Origin of the sequence: Streptosporangium fragile (assembly GCF_039534445.1) — a bacterium.
Taxonomy (GTDB): domain Bacteria; phylum Actinomycetota; class Actinomycetes; order Streptosporangiales; family Streptosporangiaceae; genus Streptosporangium; species Streptosporangium fragile.
Window position 1 is genome coordinate 70408 of the sequence record NZ_BAAAVI010000017.1, and the last position, 14906, is coordinate 85313.

Genomic DNA, 14906 nt, shown 5'->3' on the forward strand with positions numbered 1-14906 from the left:
GGGGACTCCCCGGCCCCTCGGCGGGCGTGCGAGATGGGGTTCCGGTGGGTGCGTGGGAAGGGGCGGGGCGGGTCAGGATCCGGAGACCGTGAAGCCCTGCTGCCGCGCATACGAGGTGATCTGCTCCTGCCAGGCGGTCAGGCCCGCGTTGACGTCGCCCGCCCCGGCGATGGACTGGCCCACGGTGTCCTTGAAGACGCTGTTGGCGTACACCTGGAACGGCAGGTACTGCCAGCCCTTCGCCACCTGGGCCGAGCCCTCGGCGAACACCTTGTTGGCCTGCTGGTCACCCAGGAACGGGATCTTGGCGTCCAGGAAGTCGGGGCTGTTCAGCAGCTCCTTCGTCGCGGGGAACAGGCCGGAGGCGGTGTTCAGCGACCTGACGGCCTCGGGGTCGGAGTTGAGCCACCGGGCGAAGCCGACCGCGGCGAGGGGGTTCTTGCTCTGCGCGAGCACCGCCACCCCCGAGCCGCCGTTCTCGGCGTTGGCGGGCGCCGCGGCGTCCCACTGGGGCATGGGCGCGGCCCGCCACTTGCCCTTGGTCTGCGGGATCGTGCTCTCGATGGCGCCCGGAGCCCAGGCCCCGGCCAGCCACACCGCGTACTTGCCGGCGGCCATGCTCTGCCACCACGCGTCGTTCCAGCCGGCGACCGGGTCGACGAGCTTGTCCTGGGAGAGCTTCGTCCAGAACCCGGCCCACCGCTTGGTGGCCTCGTCCTGCAGGTTGATCCGGGTGGTCGTGGCGTTCTCGATGGCGAACGGCCTGCCGCCCGCCTGCCAGATCAGGCTGTCAACGCCGCCGGCGTCACCGGGGTCGATGCTGGTGACGAACGCCCCGGGGTCGTCCTTCTTGATCTTCTCGGCGACGGCGGCGAACTCGTCCCAGGTCTTCGGCGGCTCCAGGCCGAGCCGGTCGAAGACGTCCTTGCGGTACATCATGGTCATCGGGCCGGTGTCCTGGGGGACGGCGTAGACGCCGCCGTTGACGCTCACCTGCTCCCAGGCCGAGGCGCTGAAGGCGTCCTTCATCCCGGCGGCGCCGTACGGGCCGAGGTCGATCACGGCCTTGGAGAGCGCGAACTGCGGCAGGGCGAAGTACTCGATCTGCGCGACGTCGGGGGCGCCGCTCCCGGCCTTCACCGCCGACTGCAGCTTGGTGTACTGCGCGGCGGACTGGCCGGCGTTGACCAGGTTGATCTTTACCTTGGGGTACTTCCGCTGGAACAGGGCGACCGTCTTGTCGATGTTCGGCACCCACGACCAGAAGGTGAGTGTCGTGTCGGTCTGCAGCGCCTTCTCGATGTCGGCGGCGCTCGCCTGGCTCGCCGGAGCCTGGGCCGCGGGAGAGGGCGACCCGCCGCACGCGGTGAGGGCGAGCAGGGAGAGGGAGAGCGCGGCGACCGCCGTCGCCCGCGCGGTCGAACGTGGAGCCGAACGCATGGTGGAAACCTCCCGGGGGTGAGTGGACTGCTGACCGGCGGGGCTACTGCTTGACGGCGCCGGCCGCCAGGCCCGACTGCCAGTAGCGCTGGAGGAAGAGGAAGGACAGGATGAGCGGGACGATCGCGATGAGCGACCCGGTGAGCACGAGGTTGTAGACGGCCTGGCCGCCCGAGGCGCTGCCGGCCTGGCTGTTCCACTGGTTCAGCCCGACCGTGAGCGGGTACCAGTCGGGCTCGCTCAGCACGATCAGCGGCAGGAAGTAGTTGTTCCAGGTGGCCACGAGCGTGAACAGCAGCACCGTGACCAGCCCCGGCCGCAGCAGGCGGAGCGAGATGCTGAGGAAGATGCGCAGCTCCCCGGCGCCGTCCAGCCGGGCGGCCTCGATCATCGAGGTCGGCACCGCGTCGGCGGCGTAGACGCGCATCAGGTAGAGCCCGAACGGGCTGGCCAGCGCCGGGATCAGCACCGCCCACGGCGTGTTCACCAGCCCCAGCTTGGTGAACAGCAGGAACGTCGGCACGGCGAGCGCGGTCGTGGGCACCGTGATCGCGCCCAGGACGATCGCGAACAGCACCTTGGACCCGGGGAAGTCGTACTTGGCCAGCGCGTATCCGCCCAGGGCGGCGATCGCGGTGGCGCCGCCCGCGCCGACCCCGGCGTACAGCAGCGTGTTGAGGAACCAGCGGCCGTAGGCGCCGTCCTGGTAGGTGAAGACCTGCCGGACGTTGTCGAGGAGGGCGACGTCGTCGGCGAACCAGAGGCCGAAGCTGTCGAACAGGCCCGTGTTGCTCTTGGTGGCGCTGAAGAACAGCCACACCAGCGGCAGCAGGCAGTACGTCAGCATGGCCAGCATCGGGACCGTCAGCACGGCGCGCTTCACGACAGGCGCTCCCTTCGCGCGGTGATCAGCTGCACGGCGTAGGCGACGGCGATGGTCACGCCGCCGAGTACTACGGCGATCGCGGCGGAGTAGTTGTACTGCTGGCCGTTGAAGGCGAGGTTGTAGGCGTACATGTTGGGCGTGTAGTAGGTGGTGATCTCCGCCGGGGCGAGCGTGGCCAGCACGTTCGGCTCGTTGAAGAGCTGGAAGCTGCCGATGATCGAGAAGATCGTGGCCAGCAGCAGGGCCGGGCGGAGCGCGGGGAGCTTGATGCTCACGGCCTTGCGGATCTCCCCGGCGCCGTCGATGGCCGCCGCCTCGTACAGTTCCTCCGGGACCGTCCGCAGCGCGGCGTAGAGGATCAGCATGTTGTAGCCGGTCCACTCCCAGGTGGCGATGTTGCCGATCGAGACGAGGATCCACGAGCCGGAGAGCGCCTCCCCGCCCAGCAGGCCGAACTCGTCGCCGTACAGGTAGCCCCACATCAGGGAGGCGACGACCGCCGGGACCGCGTAGGGAACGAAGATCCCGACGCGGTAGACCCCGGCGAAGCGCAGCCGGCCGCTGTCGATGGCGAGCGCGGCGAGGGTGGCGATGCCGAGCATGATCGGGACCTGGACGGCCAGGAAGAGCGCCACCCGGAGCAGGCCGACGTGGAACAGCCGGTCCTCGAAGGCCGCCACGTAGTTGGCCAGACCCACGAAGACGTTGCCGCCCACGAGCCTGTCCTGGAAGAGGCTCAGGTATACGGCGTAGGCCAGGGGGGCCACGATCGCGATGAGGAAGACCACGCAGAACGGGGCGCTGAAGGCCCAGCCCGCCCAGTGCTCCCGGGTGGGCCCCCGGCGAGGCCGGACGCGGGAGGCGGGTCGCTCGACCGTCCTCACGCTTGTGGGCGCGTCTGCCATGTGATTTCTGCCCTCCTTGCCCGTGTTAGCGCTGCCATGGCTGCACGGCATGAGCATCACAGTGCGCGATCAGCCCGTCAATAGGATCCCGTGGCGAGCAGGAAACATTTCTGTAACGCGCCCCTGCCGTCGGGGCGCACCGTAGCGCTAGTGTGTTAGCGCTGCCATAAGAGTCCGGGTAACCGGGTGGGACATGGCACCATTCTGCGGGGAGAGGGGAGGCGTAGGTGACCGCAGTCGACGGCGGGTCGCGGGCCGGCCGGGGGCGTGGCCACGGGGCCCCGTCCATGGCCGATGTGGCACGGCTGGCCGGAGTGTCCCCCCAGACCGTGTCCCGGGTGGCCAACAACCGCACCAACGTCGAAGAGGCGACGAGGGAACGGGTGCTGGCGGCGATGCGGGCGCTGGGCTACCAGCCCAACATCGCCGCCCGGGCCCTGGCCACCGGCAGGTTCGGCACGATCGGCGTGATCAGCTTCACGCTGAACAGGTACGGGAACGTGCGCACCCTGGACGGCATCACCACCGCGGCCCGCGCGGAGGGGTTCTCCATCAGCCTCGTCGGCGTCACCGCCCTGACCCACCAGGAGGTCAACGACGCCTTCACCAGGCTCACCACCCAGGCGGTCGACGGGGTGGTGATCATCGAGTCCGAGGTGCTCGACATGCGGTCGCTGCGCCTGCCGCCGGGCGTGCCCGTCGTGATCTCCGACGGGCACGGCGGCGAGGAGTTCCCGGCGGTCGACTCCGACCAGGCCGGCGGCGCGCGCCTGGCCACCGAGCACCTGCTCGACCTCGGCCACCCGACCGTCTGGCACGTGGCCGGGCCGCCGGATTCCAACTCCGCCCGGCACCGCCACGCCTCCTGGCGGCAGACCCTGGAACGGGCCGGGCGTCCCGTGCCCCAGGTGCTCTTCGGCGACTGGACCGCCGAGTCGGGATACCTGATCGGCGGCTACCTGGCCGCGCTCCCCGAGGTCAGTGCCGTCTTCGCGGCCAACGACCAGATGGCCCTGGGCGTGATCCGCGCCCTGCACGAGGCCGGCCGCGCCGTCCCCGGCGACGTCAGCGTGGTCGGCTTCGACGACATGCCCGAGTCGGCCTACTTCTGGCCCGGCCTCACGACGATCCGCCAGGACTTCGACCAGGGCGGCCGGATCTGCGTCGACATCCTGCTGGAGCAGATCCGCATGCGGAGGCCGGCCGAGAAGGGCATGCGCGTGGTCCCCGTCGAGCTGGTCGTGCGGGGCAGCTCCGCCTCCTGGCGAGGGGCGTGAGCGATCATCGGGGTCTGCCCGGCCGGCGACGGCGTACCCCGCCTCCCGGCGGGGGTGTGACCGATCACCGAGGTCTGCCCGGCGGCGACGGCGCCCTCCGCTCCATGGCGAGAGAGGTGACTTCCCGGCCCGCCGGGCCCGCGACCGGTCCCCGCGTCCTGGTCACCGGCCGCTGACGTGCCCGGCGGGGCGGCTTCAGGAGGCCCGGCCGGCGCGGCGCAGGCCGAGGACGCCGATCACGGTTCCGACGACCCCCACCGCCAGGCCGGCCCCGCCGAGCAGGCGGGCGGTGCCGTCCGAGGCGGCCGGGGCGGCGGCGACCGGGGCGACCGACGGGGCGGCGGCGGACGCCGAGGGGGTGGCGGCGCCGTGGCCGCCCGCCGCGGAGGCGGGGGTGAGCTTGAGCACCGGTGCCGGGCGCTCGGGCTCCGACCCGTCGGCTCTGGGCTCGTCGGCCCACTTGACGGTCTCGCCTCCGCTGTAGGTCTGGGTCGCGGGGAAGACGAGCCGGTCGGTGCCGGTGGGCAGCATGCCCATGGACACCTCGAACTCCTGGAACTGGCCCGGCTCGATCTTGCCGCCCGACCAGGTGATCTTCGTGACGGCCTCGGTGATCTCGCCGTACTCGGTCGTGACCGGCGTGGGGAGCTTGCTCTCCACCACCTTCACGTCCCAGCCCGGCACCGGCTTGACCGAGACGAAGGGCAGCGGGTGGTCGACCGGGAAGGCGATCTCCAGCTTGGTGGTCGAGGCGTCGTCACGCTCGTTCGGCACGCGGAAGGCGACCTTGGTGAAGCCGCCCTGCTCGGCGCTCGCGGGGTTGACGGTGACATGCGCGAGGGCGGGCAGCGCGATACCCACGGTGAGAGCGGCGGCACCTGCGGTGACGACCGCGAGGCGGCGGCAAGCATGCGAAAACGACACGGGTGTTCTCCACTTCGATACGTCGGAACGTCGGGAAACGCGGGGATGAGGTCAGCCGGCGCGGAGTGGAGGGCCGCGCCGGCTGACGGAGTGCCGTAGGACCGCGCCCGCCGGCAGCGGCGCGGGGACGGCGCGGTGCCGGGCACCCGGGACGACCCGGGGCGCGGGCGGGGCCACCGGCAGCGGGAACGCCGCGAGCAGGCGACGGCCGGCCGAGCGGAGCAGCGACCACAGCGCGTCCTCACCCCGCGAGAGCCACCAGCCGGTGATCAGCGTCGCGGTGAGGTGCGCGGCGAGCATGCCGAGGCTCTCGCCCAGCCCCTTGGCGTGCAGGTGCGGGGCCAGGGACGTCCCCGCCGGGTCGCCGAGGGCGAACAGCTCGTGCAGCAGCAGTTGCAGGGCGGAGAGGCCGGTGCTGATCGTCACCGCCGAGCGCTCGCGCCCGGCGAGCAGCACGGCCGCCGCGGTGACCGCCGACCCGCCGGTGACCACCGCCCACGCCGCCGGCCCCGAACCCCCCGCGGCCACGTGGCCGAGGACGGCGAGCGCCACGCAGACGGCCGAGAAGGCGGCCGCGCGCGTGAGGCGTAACGGAAGGCGGGCGCGCATGGTGCTCCGTATGATCTCACGCCCGCGTAACACCTGCCGCTGTGCGATTTTTGCCGCTATGGTGGCCGCGACCGCGACACGTCCTCGACGCCTAGGTGGTGGGCATGCGGCATGTCTTCGGGCTGCTTGTCGGATTGGTCATGACCGCTGTGCTGCTCCTCGGCGCGGGATGGGCCGTGCAGGAGGCGGAGGCGGGCCTGGCCCCGGAGTTCGCCCAGGGCGGCCCGAAGGTCTGGATCGCGTTGGGGGCGATGGCCGCCGCCGGCCTCCTGGTCGGCCTGGTGGTCGCCGGGCGCGTCTCCCCGATCGCCACCTTCGTCCCCTCGATGGTGCTGCTCGCCTGGACCGTGGTCTACGCCCTGGACGCCAGGCGCGCCGTGACGCTGGTCCCCGCCGACCCAGCCTTCCCCGAGCTGCTGCTCCAGGCCGGTCAGGGCATGGGCCGGCTGCTCACCACCGGTGTCTACGCGCTCCTGGGCGTCGTACTGTTCCTGCCCGTCATGATGCCCTCGCGCTGGAGCCCGCGGGCGGGTGACGACGAGGAGGAGTACGAGGAGTCGGACGACCAGGGCTACTACTGAGCCCCGGACCGCCGCCGAGGAGTCCGCGCCCCCGCGCGGCGTGCGAACTCCGCGACCGGCCCCGTCGCCGCTACGGCGCCCCGGGAAACACGACACGGAGAAAACCTGCGAAAGACAGTGTCGCGGTCACCGATCGGCAGGTCCGCCGCCGGGGCGGCGTAAGTGGGGCCGCGCCGGCGGAGAAACGCGGTGCCCGCGCCAGTACTCGGCGGCGTTGTCGGCGGCTCGGAGACCGAGTGAGGCTCTGGCGCGGTACGGAATCGCCGTCATCGGCAAAGGTGACCATGACCTGGCGGCGGTGTCGGTCTGTGAGGGCCTGACGGTGTGGTGCAACGGGGAGCGGTTCTGGTGGTACGCCGGGCCCCGAAGAGCTTGTCCGTCCACGGCGGACGATGAGGGGAAAGGGGAGTACCCACTCCTTTCCACTCCCAACGTATAGCGCACCGGGGGGCTTGCCACAAGACCCGGGTCGTGCCGCAGAATCGTCGGCCGAGGCCAGAACCTGCGGAAACGGGGATGCGAAATGCGGGTGTTGTTGTCGACGTACGGGTCGCGCGGGGATGTCGGACCGGTGGTGGCACTCGCGGTGCGGTTGCGGGCACCCGGCGCGGAGGTGCGGGTGTGCGCGCCGCCGGACGAGGAGTTCGCGGAGCGGCACCGCGCGTAATGGTTGCAGGCGACCCCCAGATCGGAGCTGATGACGTGAACCCCCTGACCACCAGCGCGTTCGACCTTCCCGACCACCTCTCCCCCAAGGCCGACCCGACGCTGATCGCCGGCGATGAGCAGCACTTCGCGGCCATCGCGGAGAGTCTCGGGCAGTCGATCGCCGACCTGTCCGACCGCCTCGACGCCGAGCGCAGGGCGCCCGGCGGCATAGGCCGGCAGGCGATGGACCGGGACCTGGAGATCCACCGGCTGGCCGCTCGCCTGCGCGCGCTGCGTCGCTTCGGTTTGGACCTGTGCCTCGGACGCATGGTCGGCGCGGACGACCCCGAGCCCGTGTACGTCGGACGACTCGGCCTCACGGACAGCACGGGTCGCCGGCTGCTGCTCGACTGGCGCTCCCCCGCGGCTGAGCCGTTCTTCGGAGCCACCCACGCCAACCCGATGGGGCTGGCGAGCCGCCGCAGGTACCGCTGGACCCGCGGCCGGATCAGCGACTACTGGGACGAGGTGTTCACCTCGGACGGGCTTGTCGGGCACGCCGCGCTCGACGACCAGTCCGCCTTCATCGCCAGCCTGGGCGGCAGCCGGTCGTCCCGGATGCGAGACGTGCTCGGCACCATCCAGGCCGACCAGGACGCCGTCATCCGCGCGGGATCCCACGGCGCTCTCGTCGTCGACGGCGGTCCGGGCACGGGGAAGACCGTCGTCGCTCTGCACCGCTCCGCCTACCTCCTCTACGCCGACCCCCGCCTCGGTCACCGCCGGGGCGGCGTGCTGTTCGTCGGTCCGCACCAGCCCTACCTGGCCTACGTCGCCGACGTCCTCCCCAGCCTCGGAGAGGAGGGCGTGCAGACCTGCACCCTGCGGGACCTCGTCGCCGAGGGAGCCGCGGCGGCGATCGAGGCCGACCCGGACGTGGCCCGCCTGAAGTCGTCCGCGAACATGGTGAAGGCGATCGAGCCGGCCGTCAGGTTCTACGAGAACCCGCCCACCAAGGGGATGACGGTCACGACCGACTGGTCCGACATCTGGCTGAGCGCCGACGACTGGGCCGAGGCGTTCGAAGCAGCGGAACCCGGCACTCCGCACAACGAGGCGCGCGACCGGATCTGGGAGGAGCTGCTCACGATCCTGGTGGACAAGCACGACGGCGACGCACCGGAGCACCTGCTCCGCAAGTCGCTGCTGCAGAACAGGGAACTGCTCACGACCTTCAACAGGGCGTGGCCGCTGATCGAAGCGGCCGACCTCGTCGGAGACCTGTGGTCGGTACCCGCCTACCTGCGGATGTGTGCTCCCTGGCTCAGCCCCGACGAGGTCCGGAAGCTGCAGCGCGCGGACGCCCAGGCCTGGACGGTGTCCGACCTGCCGCTCCTGGACGCGGCACGGCAGCGGCTCGGCGACCCGGAGGCGTCACGGCGCAGGCGCCGGAATGACGCCGCCATCGCCGCCCAGCGCGAGCACATGGCGCGGGTCGTCGACGACCTGATCGAGGCCGACGACTCCGAGATGCTCGTGATGTCGATGCTTCGCGGTGAGGACATGCAGAACACCCTGGTCGACGAGACCGCGCTGCCCGGCACCGATCCGGACCGGCTCGCCGGCCCGTTCGCCCACATCGTCGTGGACGAGGCTCAGGAACTCACCGACGCGGAGTGGCAGATGCTGCTGCTCCGCTGCCCGTCCCGGAGCTTCACCATCGTCGGGGACCGCGCCCAGGCCAGGCACGGGTTCACCGAGTCGTGGCAGGAGCGGCTCGAGCGGGTCGGGCTCGACCGGATCAACCTGGCCTCCCTGAGCATCAACTACCGGACGCCGGAGGAGATTATGGCGGAAGCCGAGCCGGTCATCCGGGCCGTGCTCCCGGACGCCAACGTGCCGACCTCCATCCGCAGCAGCGGCGTCCCCGTCGTCCACGGACCCGCCTCGGATCTGGGCGCGGTCCTCGACACCTGGCTCGCCGGGCATGCCGACGGGATCGCCTGCGTCATCGGCGATCCCACGTTCCAGGGGACGTCCCGCGTCCGGTCGCTGACCCCGGAGCTGTCGAAGGGGCTCGAGTTCGACCTGGTCGTCCTCATCGACCCGGAGAAGTTCGGCGAGGGCATCGAAGGAGCGGTCGACCGCTATGTCGCGATGACCCGGGCGACCCAGCAACTCGTCATCCTCACGAGCTCCTGACGTCGGCCGGACGAACGCCCGCTCCCGGCCGAGGCCGGTGACCTCCACTCCGACGACCCGCGGAACGGGGGTCACCGGCCCCGGCCGGTTGATGCGCTCCGGACCCCGGCCGGAGCCGAGGCTGAGAATCGGCGACGGCACCGAGCAGCCGCACCGCAGCCCCGGGCACAGGCAGGATCACGATCGAGTCGACGGGGACCGAAGGAGGACCATGGGCGAGCCTGACGAGCACGCCATGCCGGGCGTGCGCGAGGCGCCGGCGACGATCGCCGCGGCGGCGCGCTCCGCCTGCGCCGACGGCTCCGATCTGCGGGTGCGCTCCTCCGGCATCGACAGGTTTATCTGGGGTTGTCAAGTGAACTGGCTGGTCAGAAGCTTGAAGGTCGTTAAGGCGCGTCAGGCAAGTAGGCTGACCGCGATCGCCCACGACGGTGAAGGAGCTGCTCGTGACCACCGACCCAACGATGACCCGGATCGGCCAGGGGGTGGAGTTGCATCACCACCAAGGTCAGCGTGAAGCCGCTCGCGACTTGTTCGCGCAGATCTGGGACGACATCGGCGGTGAGCAAGGCGACCCGCTGCATGTTTGCGTCCTCGCCCACTCGATGGCCGACGTGCAGGACGACGTGCACCAGGAGCTGATGTGGGATCTGCGGGCGCTTGCCGCCGTCGATCTCGTCACCGATGAGCGGGTGGCCCAAGCCGGGGTGCCACTTTCAGCGGCCGGCTTGTATCCGTCGTTGCACCTGAACTTGAGTGAGTGCTATCGCAAGCTGGGCGATTTCGGCCGCGCCCGTGAGCACCTCCAGCAGGCGCGGGCCAAGATCGGCGCGCTTGGCGACGACGAGTATGGGCAGCTCATCAGGGGCGGCCTGGAGCGGCTGGCCGAACAGTTGGGTGAGGCCACTTGATTGCGCCCCGGCGAATTCTCTGCACCAGCTGTTGATCTCCTTCGTGGATGCTTTGAGCCGGGGTGCCCTCAGGCCGGGAGCCCCAGGGACGCGATGCGTCCGCAGGCGGCTGCCGTGACGTGAAGGCGGTCCTGGTAGGGGGATCGCGTCGATCGTGGCGCGCGGGCGGGCCGGCTCCGCAACGGCGGCCCCGGGGGATCAGCCGGTATGACCCTCGCCACAGGCGGAACTCTCCCGAACCCGGCGGCGTTGACCTGGGCAAAAGGCTCCCACCGCCGGGGGCGGATGCAGCCGTGCCGACACCGCGCGGGAAGATGAGACGGCCACGAGTGCCGATGGAAGGGATGAGGTGGTGGCGTCCGTGTCGTCGGACCCCAGCCATAGTAAGGATCGCCTGCGACGGGGCGGGGCGCCGCGGTGAGCATCGCTCTTGGCCTGCTGGCCGTGCTGGTGCTGACGCTGGCCACCGGCTACTTCGTCGCCCAGGAGTTCGCCTACGTCACCGCCGACCGCCTGGCCCTGTCCCAGCAGGCCGCCGAAGGTGACAGGAAGGCCGCCCGCGCGATCAAGGTCATGGAGCGGCTGTCGTTCATGCTCTCGGGCGCCCAGCTCGGCATCACCGTCACCGCCCTGGTCGTCGGCTTCATCGCCAAGCCCGCCCTGGCCGAGCTCATCGCCCCCGCGCTGCGCGCGGCCGGCCTGACCGGCGGCGCGGTCGATGCCCTCGCCCTGGCCCTCGGCTTCGCCCTGGCCACCATCATCCAGATGGTGCTGGGCGAGCTGGCCCCCAAGAACCTCGCCCTGGCCAAGCCCGAGCCGCTGGCCCGGGCCCTGGCCGCCTCCACCCTCGTCTACATGACGATCGCCGGGCCCGTCATCCGGCTGTTCGACACCGCGGCCAACCGGCTGCTGCGCGCGGTCGGCATCGAACCGGTCGAGGAACTGCACCACGGCGCCACCCTGGAGGAGCTGGGGCACATCATCGGCGAGTCCGAGGCCCACGGGCACCTGCCGGGCGAGCAGGCCGACCTGCTGGAGCGGGCGCTGGCCTTCTCCGACCACACCGCCGAGGAGGTCATGGTCCCCCGCGCCGACGTCGTCACGGTCGCCGGCTCGGCCTTCGTCCCCGAAATCGACGAGGTCATCGCCCGGTACGGCCACACCCACTACCCGGTGCTCGGCGACGGCGTGGACGAGGTGGTCGGCATCGTCGGCCTGCGCGAGCTGGTGCTCGTCCCCGCCGGCAAGGCGGCCGCCACCCGGGCGGCCGACATCGCCCGCGAGGTGCCGGTGGTGCCGTTCTCGATGCCGCTGCCGGACCTGGTCGCGCAGCTGCACGCCCGCGGTGAGGAGGTGGCCTGCGTGCTGGACGAGCACGGCGGCCTGGCCGGCCTGGTCACCTGGGAGGACGTCGCCGAGGAACTCGTCGGCGAGATCGCCGACGAAAACGACCTCGACATCCCCCCGGTCGTCGAGGTCGCAGGCGGCTGGGAGGTCGCCGCGGGCCTGCGCGTCGACGAGGTCGCCCTGGCCACCGATCTGGAGCTGCCGGACGAGGACGACTACGACACCATCAGCGGCCTGATCCTGCACCGCCTGGAGCGTTTCGCCGCGGTCGGCGACACGGTCGTCGTCGAGCTGGTGCCGTCCATGGCCGAGGGCGCGCCCACCCGTCTGGAGATCGAAGTGGTCAGCGTGGACCGGCATGTGCCCGAGCGGGTCCGGCTTCGCCCGGTCCGCAGCACCACCGTCAGCGCCCAGCACGAGGAGCGGGAGGACACGTGAACCTGCCCACCGGTCTGGCCCTGACCATCGCGCTGCTGGCCGGCAACGGGTTCTTCGTCGCCGCCGAGTTCGCCCTGGTCGCCGCCAAACGCCACCGGCTGGAAAAGGCCGCCGCCCACGGCAGCCGGGCGGCCGCCGCCGCGGTCAAGGGCATCCGCGAGCTGTCGCTGATGCTCGCCGGCGCCCAACTGGGCATCACCTTGTGCTCCCTGGGCCTGGGCGTGGTCTCCGAGCCGCTGATCGCCGGCACCCTGACCCCGCTCTTCGCCGCCGCCGGCCTGCCCGAGGCCGCCGCGCACGCCGTCGCGTTCGCCATCGCGCTGGGCGTCGTGACGTTCCTGCACATGGTCATCGGTGAGATGGCGCCCAAATCCTGGGCCATCGCCCACCCCGAACGCTCGGCCACCATCCTGGCCCTGCCGTTCCGTGCCTTCACCGTGGCCGTCCGGCCGGTCCTGACCACGCTCAACGGCGTCAGCAACCTGCTGCTGCGCGCGGTCCGGGTGCAGCCCCGCGACGAGGTGTCCACCCCGCGCACCCCCGCCCAGCTGGAGCGCCTGGTGGAGGAGTCGCGCAGGCTCGGCCTGATCGACCCCGCCGACCACGCCGTGCTCAGCCGGGCGCTGCGCGCCCCGGCCGCCGAGATCACCCCGCTCGTCGTCCCGCGCTCCGACATCGTCGGCGTCCCGGGCACGGCCCCGCCCCAGGAGGTGATCGACACCTCGGCCCGCACCGGCCGGACCCGCCTGGTGGTGTGGGACGGCGAGCGCCTCGCGGGAGTCGCGCACGTTCGCGACGCCTATCTGGCCCGCCGGCGCGGCGCGACCATCCCGGCCGCCGACCTCGCCCACCACCTGCCCGACCTGCCGTCCGACATCTCGATCACCGACGCGGTCGCCACGCTGCGCGCCGCCCGCAGCCAGCTCGCGGCCGTCCGCGCCGCCGACGGCACCCCGGTGGGAGTCGTCTTCCTGGACGACCTGCTGGCCACGCTGCTCATCACCGCGTAGCGCGCCGCCCCGGTCCGGGTGCCGCCCCGGTCGGGGCGGCACTCAGCACGTCACCAGCAGCTCGTAGACATTGGGAAACATCGTCACGGCCCACAACGCGACCGCCGAGAGGGGGTGCCGTAGTGATTGCCCGGTTCCCCAGCACTTTCTGAGGCCCGGGAGTATGAGAGGGCGGTGTTCGGTCAGGCCGCCCGGGATCGTTCTGCCGGGAGTTCTCACCCTCCCGGACAGTCGCTGTCCCCGCCGCTGCGCTCGACGCAGTAGCCGGGCGGCAGCGGCTCCGGAGACGGGACCGAGCTGACCCGGAGATCCACGGAGACGAGCACCGCACCGGCAACGAAGCAGAGGGCCGCCGCGACTCCGAACACCAGCGCGGCCCCCTCCCTCCGGGTCTTTCCGGCGACGATGGCCGCGAGCGCGGGCGCGGTGACTCCGACGACAGCCGCGGCGATGAGGAACCGCATGGCGCGGTCGCCATCGGAAGGACCTCCGCGCGAGGCTCGCAACCCTTCCGCGAACACCTGCAGGAACAGGAGCGGGGTCCCGATCAGCCAGATCAGGGTCAGGACGACCAGGGCGAGGCCGCTCCACGGCCCCGGCTTTTCGGTTGCCGACTCCATGATCTGGATTATCTCTCCGAGATCGCGGTCATGGTGCCGGGAGTCCGGCGGGAGCGACCGGCCTTTCGGGCTTCCGGTGTCCTCCGTGATCGCCCGGCGGGGCCGGGCGATCACGGAGGATGCCGGCTCGTGGCGGACCGGAGCGAATGCGTTACTCCAGTGTATTGACGGTGTAACACCATCCATCCATACTTTCCGTCATGGAGACACAGAAGTCCACAGAAGCGGGCAGTCGTGCTCCCGGCTGAGCGGCACTCGCGGATCGGGGAGGCGCTCCGGGCCTCCCGCGTGGTCAGCACGGAGGAACTCGCCCGCGAGCTCGGCGTGTCGGTGGAGACCATCCGCCGCGACCTCCTCCTCCTGGAGCGTCGCGGCGTGCTGGCGCGCGTGCACGGGGGCGCCACGATCGCTCTCGGGCCGCCGACGGGGGAGGAGGCCCCGTTCGCCGAGCGGGCCGGGTCCGGCACGGAGGCGAAGAGGCTCATCGGACGGGCCGCGGCGGCGCTCGTGCGGACCGGCCAGACGATCGTGATCGATGTGGGGACCACCGCCGTCAACGTGGCCCGCGCCCTGCCGCTGGACTTCTCCGGTACCGTGGCCACCTGCTCCCTGCTGGTCGCCGCCGAGCTCGCCGAGCGGCCCGGTCTCGACGTCCTGGTCTGCGGGGGGAGGCTGCGCGGGGGAGACCTCGCGCTGTCCAACGCGATCGCCCAGTCGTTCTTCGCCGACCTCCACCCCGACCTCGCGTTCCTCGGATCCGGCGGGGTCGACGCCGCGACCGGCCTGACCGACTACTACCTGGACGAGGTCGCCGTGCGCAGGACGATCCTGCGGAACGCGGCCCGATCCTACGTGCTCGCCGACTCCGGCAAGTTCGGCCGGATCGCCCGCCACCGGGTCGCCGGCCTGGACGAGTTCACCGGTCTCATCACCGAGACCGACCCGCCGTCGAGCATCCGTGACGCCGTCACACGCAAGGGCGGCGAGGTCGTCCTGCCCTGACGGCCCCGATCGTCCCACCCCCACGGCCCCGATGAGCCGGGCGGCGCGGCAACGCCACCCGGCTCGGACCACCCAGCCGATGCACCGTTGAGAAGTAACAAAGGAG

Annotated in this window: 14 protein-coding genes; 8 read left to right on the plus strand and 6 right to left on the minus strand. The window is 71.6% G+C overall.

What is annotated here, in order from left to right; translation table 11 throughout:
* Nucleotides 1–72: 72 nt before the first annotated feature.
* From ABD841_RS13880 to ABD841_RS13890, 3 genes are read right to left on the minus strand one after another with little or no spacing between them, the layout of a single operon-like run.
* Nucleotides 73–1440: an ABC transporter substrate-binding protein gene (locus tag ABD841_RS13880; protein ID WP_344971329.1), complete on the minus strand. Its 1368-nt coding sequence runs from the start codon at nucleotides 1438–1440 to the stop codon at nucleotides 73–75.
* A gap of 43 nt (nucleotides 1441–1483) precedes the next feature.
* Nucleotides 1484–2323 (minus strand): carbohydrate ABC transporter permease, encoded by an 840-nt coding sequence (locus ABD841_RS13885; RefSeq protein WP_344971330.1) that lies wholly within the window; start codon nucleotides 2321–2323, stop codon nucleotides 1484–1486.
* A complete protein-coding gene (locus tag ABD841_RS13890; protein ID WP_344971332.1) occupies nucleotides 2320–3231 on the minus strand; it encodes a carbohydrate ABC transporter permease in 912 nt (303 codons plus the stop codon). The genes ABD841_RS13885 and ABD841_RS13890 overlap by 4 nt, the downstream gene beginning before the upstream one ends.
* 227 nt (nucleotides 3232–3458) lie before the next feature.
* Here ABD841_RS13890 and ABD841_RS13895 point away from each other — a divergent pair, with 227 nt between their 5' ends.
* Complete coding sequence (locus tag ABD841_RS13895) at nucleotides 3459–4508, plus strand: LacI family DNA-binding transcriptional regulator (RefSeq protein WP_344971334.1); 1050 nt, start codon at nucleotides 3459–3461, stop codon at nucleotides 4506–4508.
* Between the two features lie 195 nt (nucleotides 4509–4703).
* Here the strand turns inward: ABD841_RS13895 and ABD841_RS13900 are convergent, their stop codons facing one another.
* Both ABD841_RS13900 and ABD841_RS13905 read right to left on the minus strand, forming a co-directional pair.
* The gene (locus tag ABD841_RS13900; protein WP_344971336.1) at nucleotides 4704–5432 is read right to left on the minus strand and encodes a YcnI family copper-binding membrane protein; all 729 of its coding nucleotides are present in this window, start codon (nucleotides 5430–5432) and stop codon (nucleotides 4704–4706) included.
* Nucleotides 5433–5483: 51 nt separating this feature from the next.
* Nucleotides 5484–6041: an MFS transporter gene (locus tag ABD841_RS13905; RefSeq protein ID WP_344971338.1), complete on the minus strand. Its 558-nt coding sequence runs from the start codon at nucleotides 6039–6041 to the stop codon at nucleotides 5484–5486.
* 140 nt (nucleotides 6042–6181) lie between these two features.
* Here ABD841_RS13905 and ABD841_RS13910 point away from each other — a divergent pair, with 140 nt between their 5' ends.
* The 6 genes from ABD841_RS13910 (at nucleotide 6182) to ABD841_RS13935 (ending at nucleotide 13178) form a co-directional block, all read left to right on the plus strand.
* On the plus strand, nucleotides 6182–6622 hold the full coding sequence (locus ABD841_RS13910; protein ID WP_344971340.1) for a hypothetical protein: 441 nt from the start codon (nucleotides 6182–6184) through the stop codon (nucleotides 6620–6622).
* Nucleotides 6623–7145: 523 nt separating this feature from the next.
* Nucleotides 7146–7289: a glycosyltransferase gene (locus ABD841_RS13915; protein WP_344971342.1), complete on the plus strand. Its 144-nt coding sequence runs from the start codon at nucleotides 7146–7148 to the stop codon at nucleotides 7287–7289.
* Between the two features lie 35 nt (nucleotides 7290–7324).
* Nucleotides 7325–9472, plus strand: a complete 2148-nt coding sequence (helR, locus tag ABD841_RS13920) for an RNA polymerase recycling motor ATPase HelR (protein WP_344971344.1) — start codon at nucleotides 7325–7327, stop codon at nucleotides 9470–9472.
* A gap of 446 nt (nucleotides 9473–9918) precedes the next feature.
* Nucleotides 9919–10383 carry a hypothetical protein gene (locus ABD841_RS13925; protein ID WP_344971346.1) on the plus strand — a complete coding sequence of 155 codons (465 nt, stop codon included), beginning with the start codon at nucleotides 9919–9921 and terminating at the stop codon, nucleotides 10381–10383.
* 417 nt (nucleotides 10384–10800) lie between these two features.
* A complete protein-coding gene (locus ABD841_RS13930; protein WP_344971348.1) occupies nucleotides 10801–12168 on the plus strand; it encodes a hemolysin family protein in 1368 nt (455 codons plus the stop codon).
* Nucleotides 12165–13178 carry a CNNM domain-containing protein gene (locus tag ABD841_RS13935; protein WP_344971350.1) on the plus strand — a complete coding sequence of 338 codons (1014 nt, stop codon included), beginning with the start codon at nucleotides 12165–12167 and terminating at the stop codon, nucleotides 13176–13178. Before ABD841_RS13930 ends, ABD841_RS13935 begins: the two co-directional genes overlap by 4 nt.
* A 215-nt stretch (nucleotides 13179–13393) precedes the next feature.
* On the opposite strand, the gene ABD841_RS13940 is transcribed toward ABD841_RS13935, so the two are convergent.
* Entirely contained in the window at nucleotides 13394–13798 is a 405-nt protein-coding gene (locus ABD841_RS13940) for a hypothetical protein (protein ID WP_344971352.1), read from the minus strand.
* Between the two features lie 234 nt (nucleotides 13799–14032).
* Here ABD841_RS13940 and ABD841_RS13945 point away from each other — a divergent pair, with 234 nt between their 5' ends.
* Nucleotides 14033–14800, plus strand: a complete 768-nt coding sequence (locus ABD841_RS13945; protein WP_344971354.1) for a DeoR/GlpR family DNA-binding transcription regulator — start codon at nucleotides 14033–14035, stop codon at nucleotides 14798–14800.
* Nucleotides 14801–14906 lie beyond the last annotated feature (106 nt).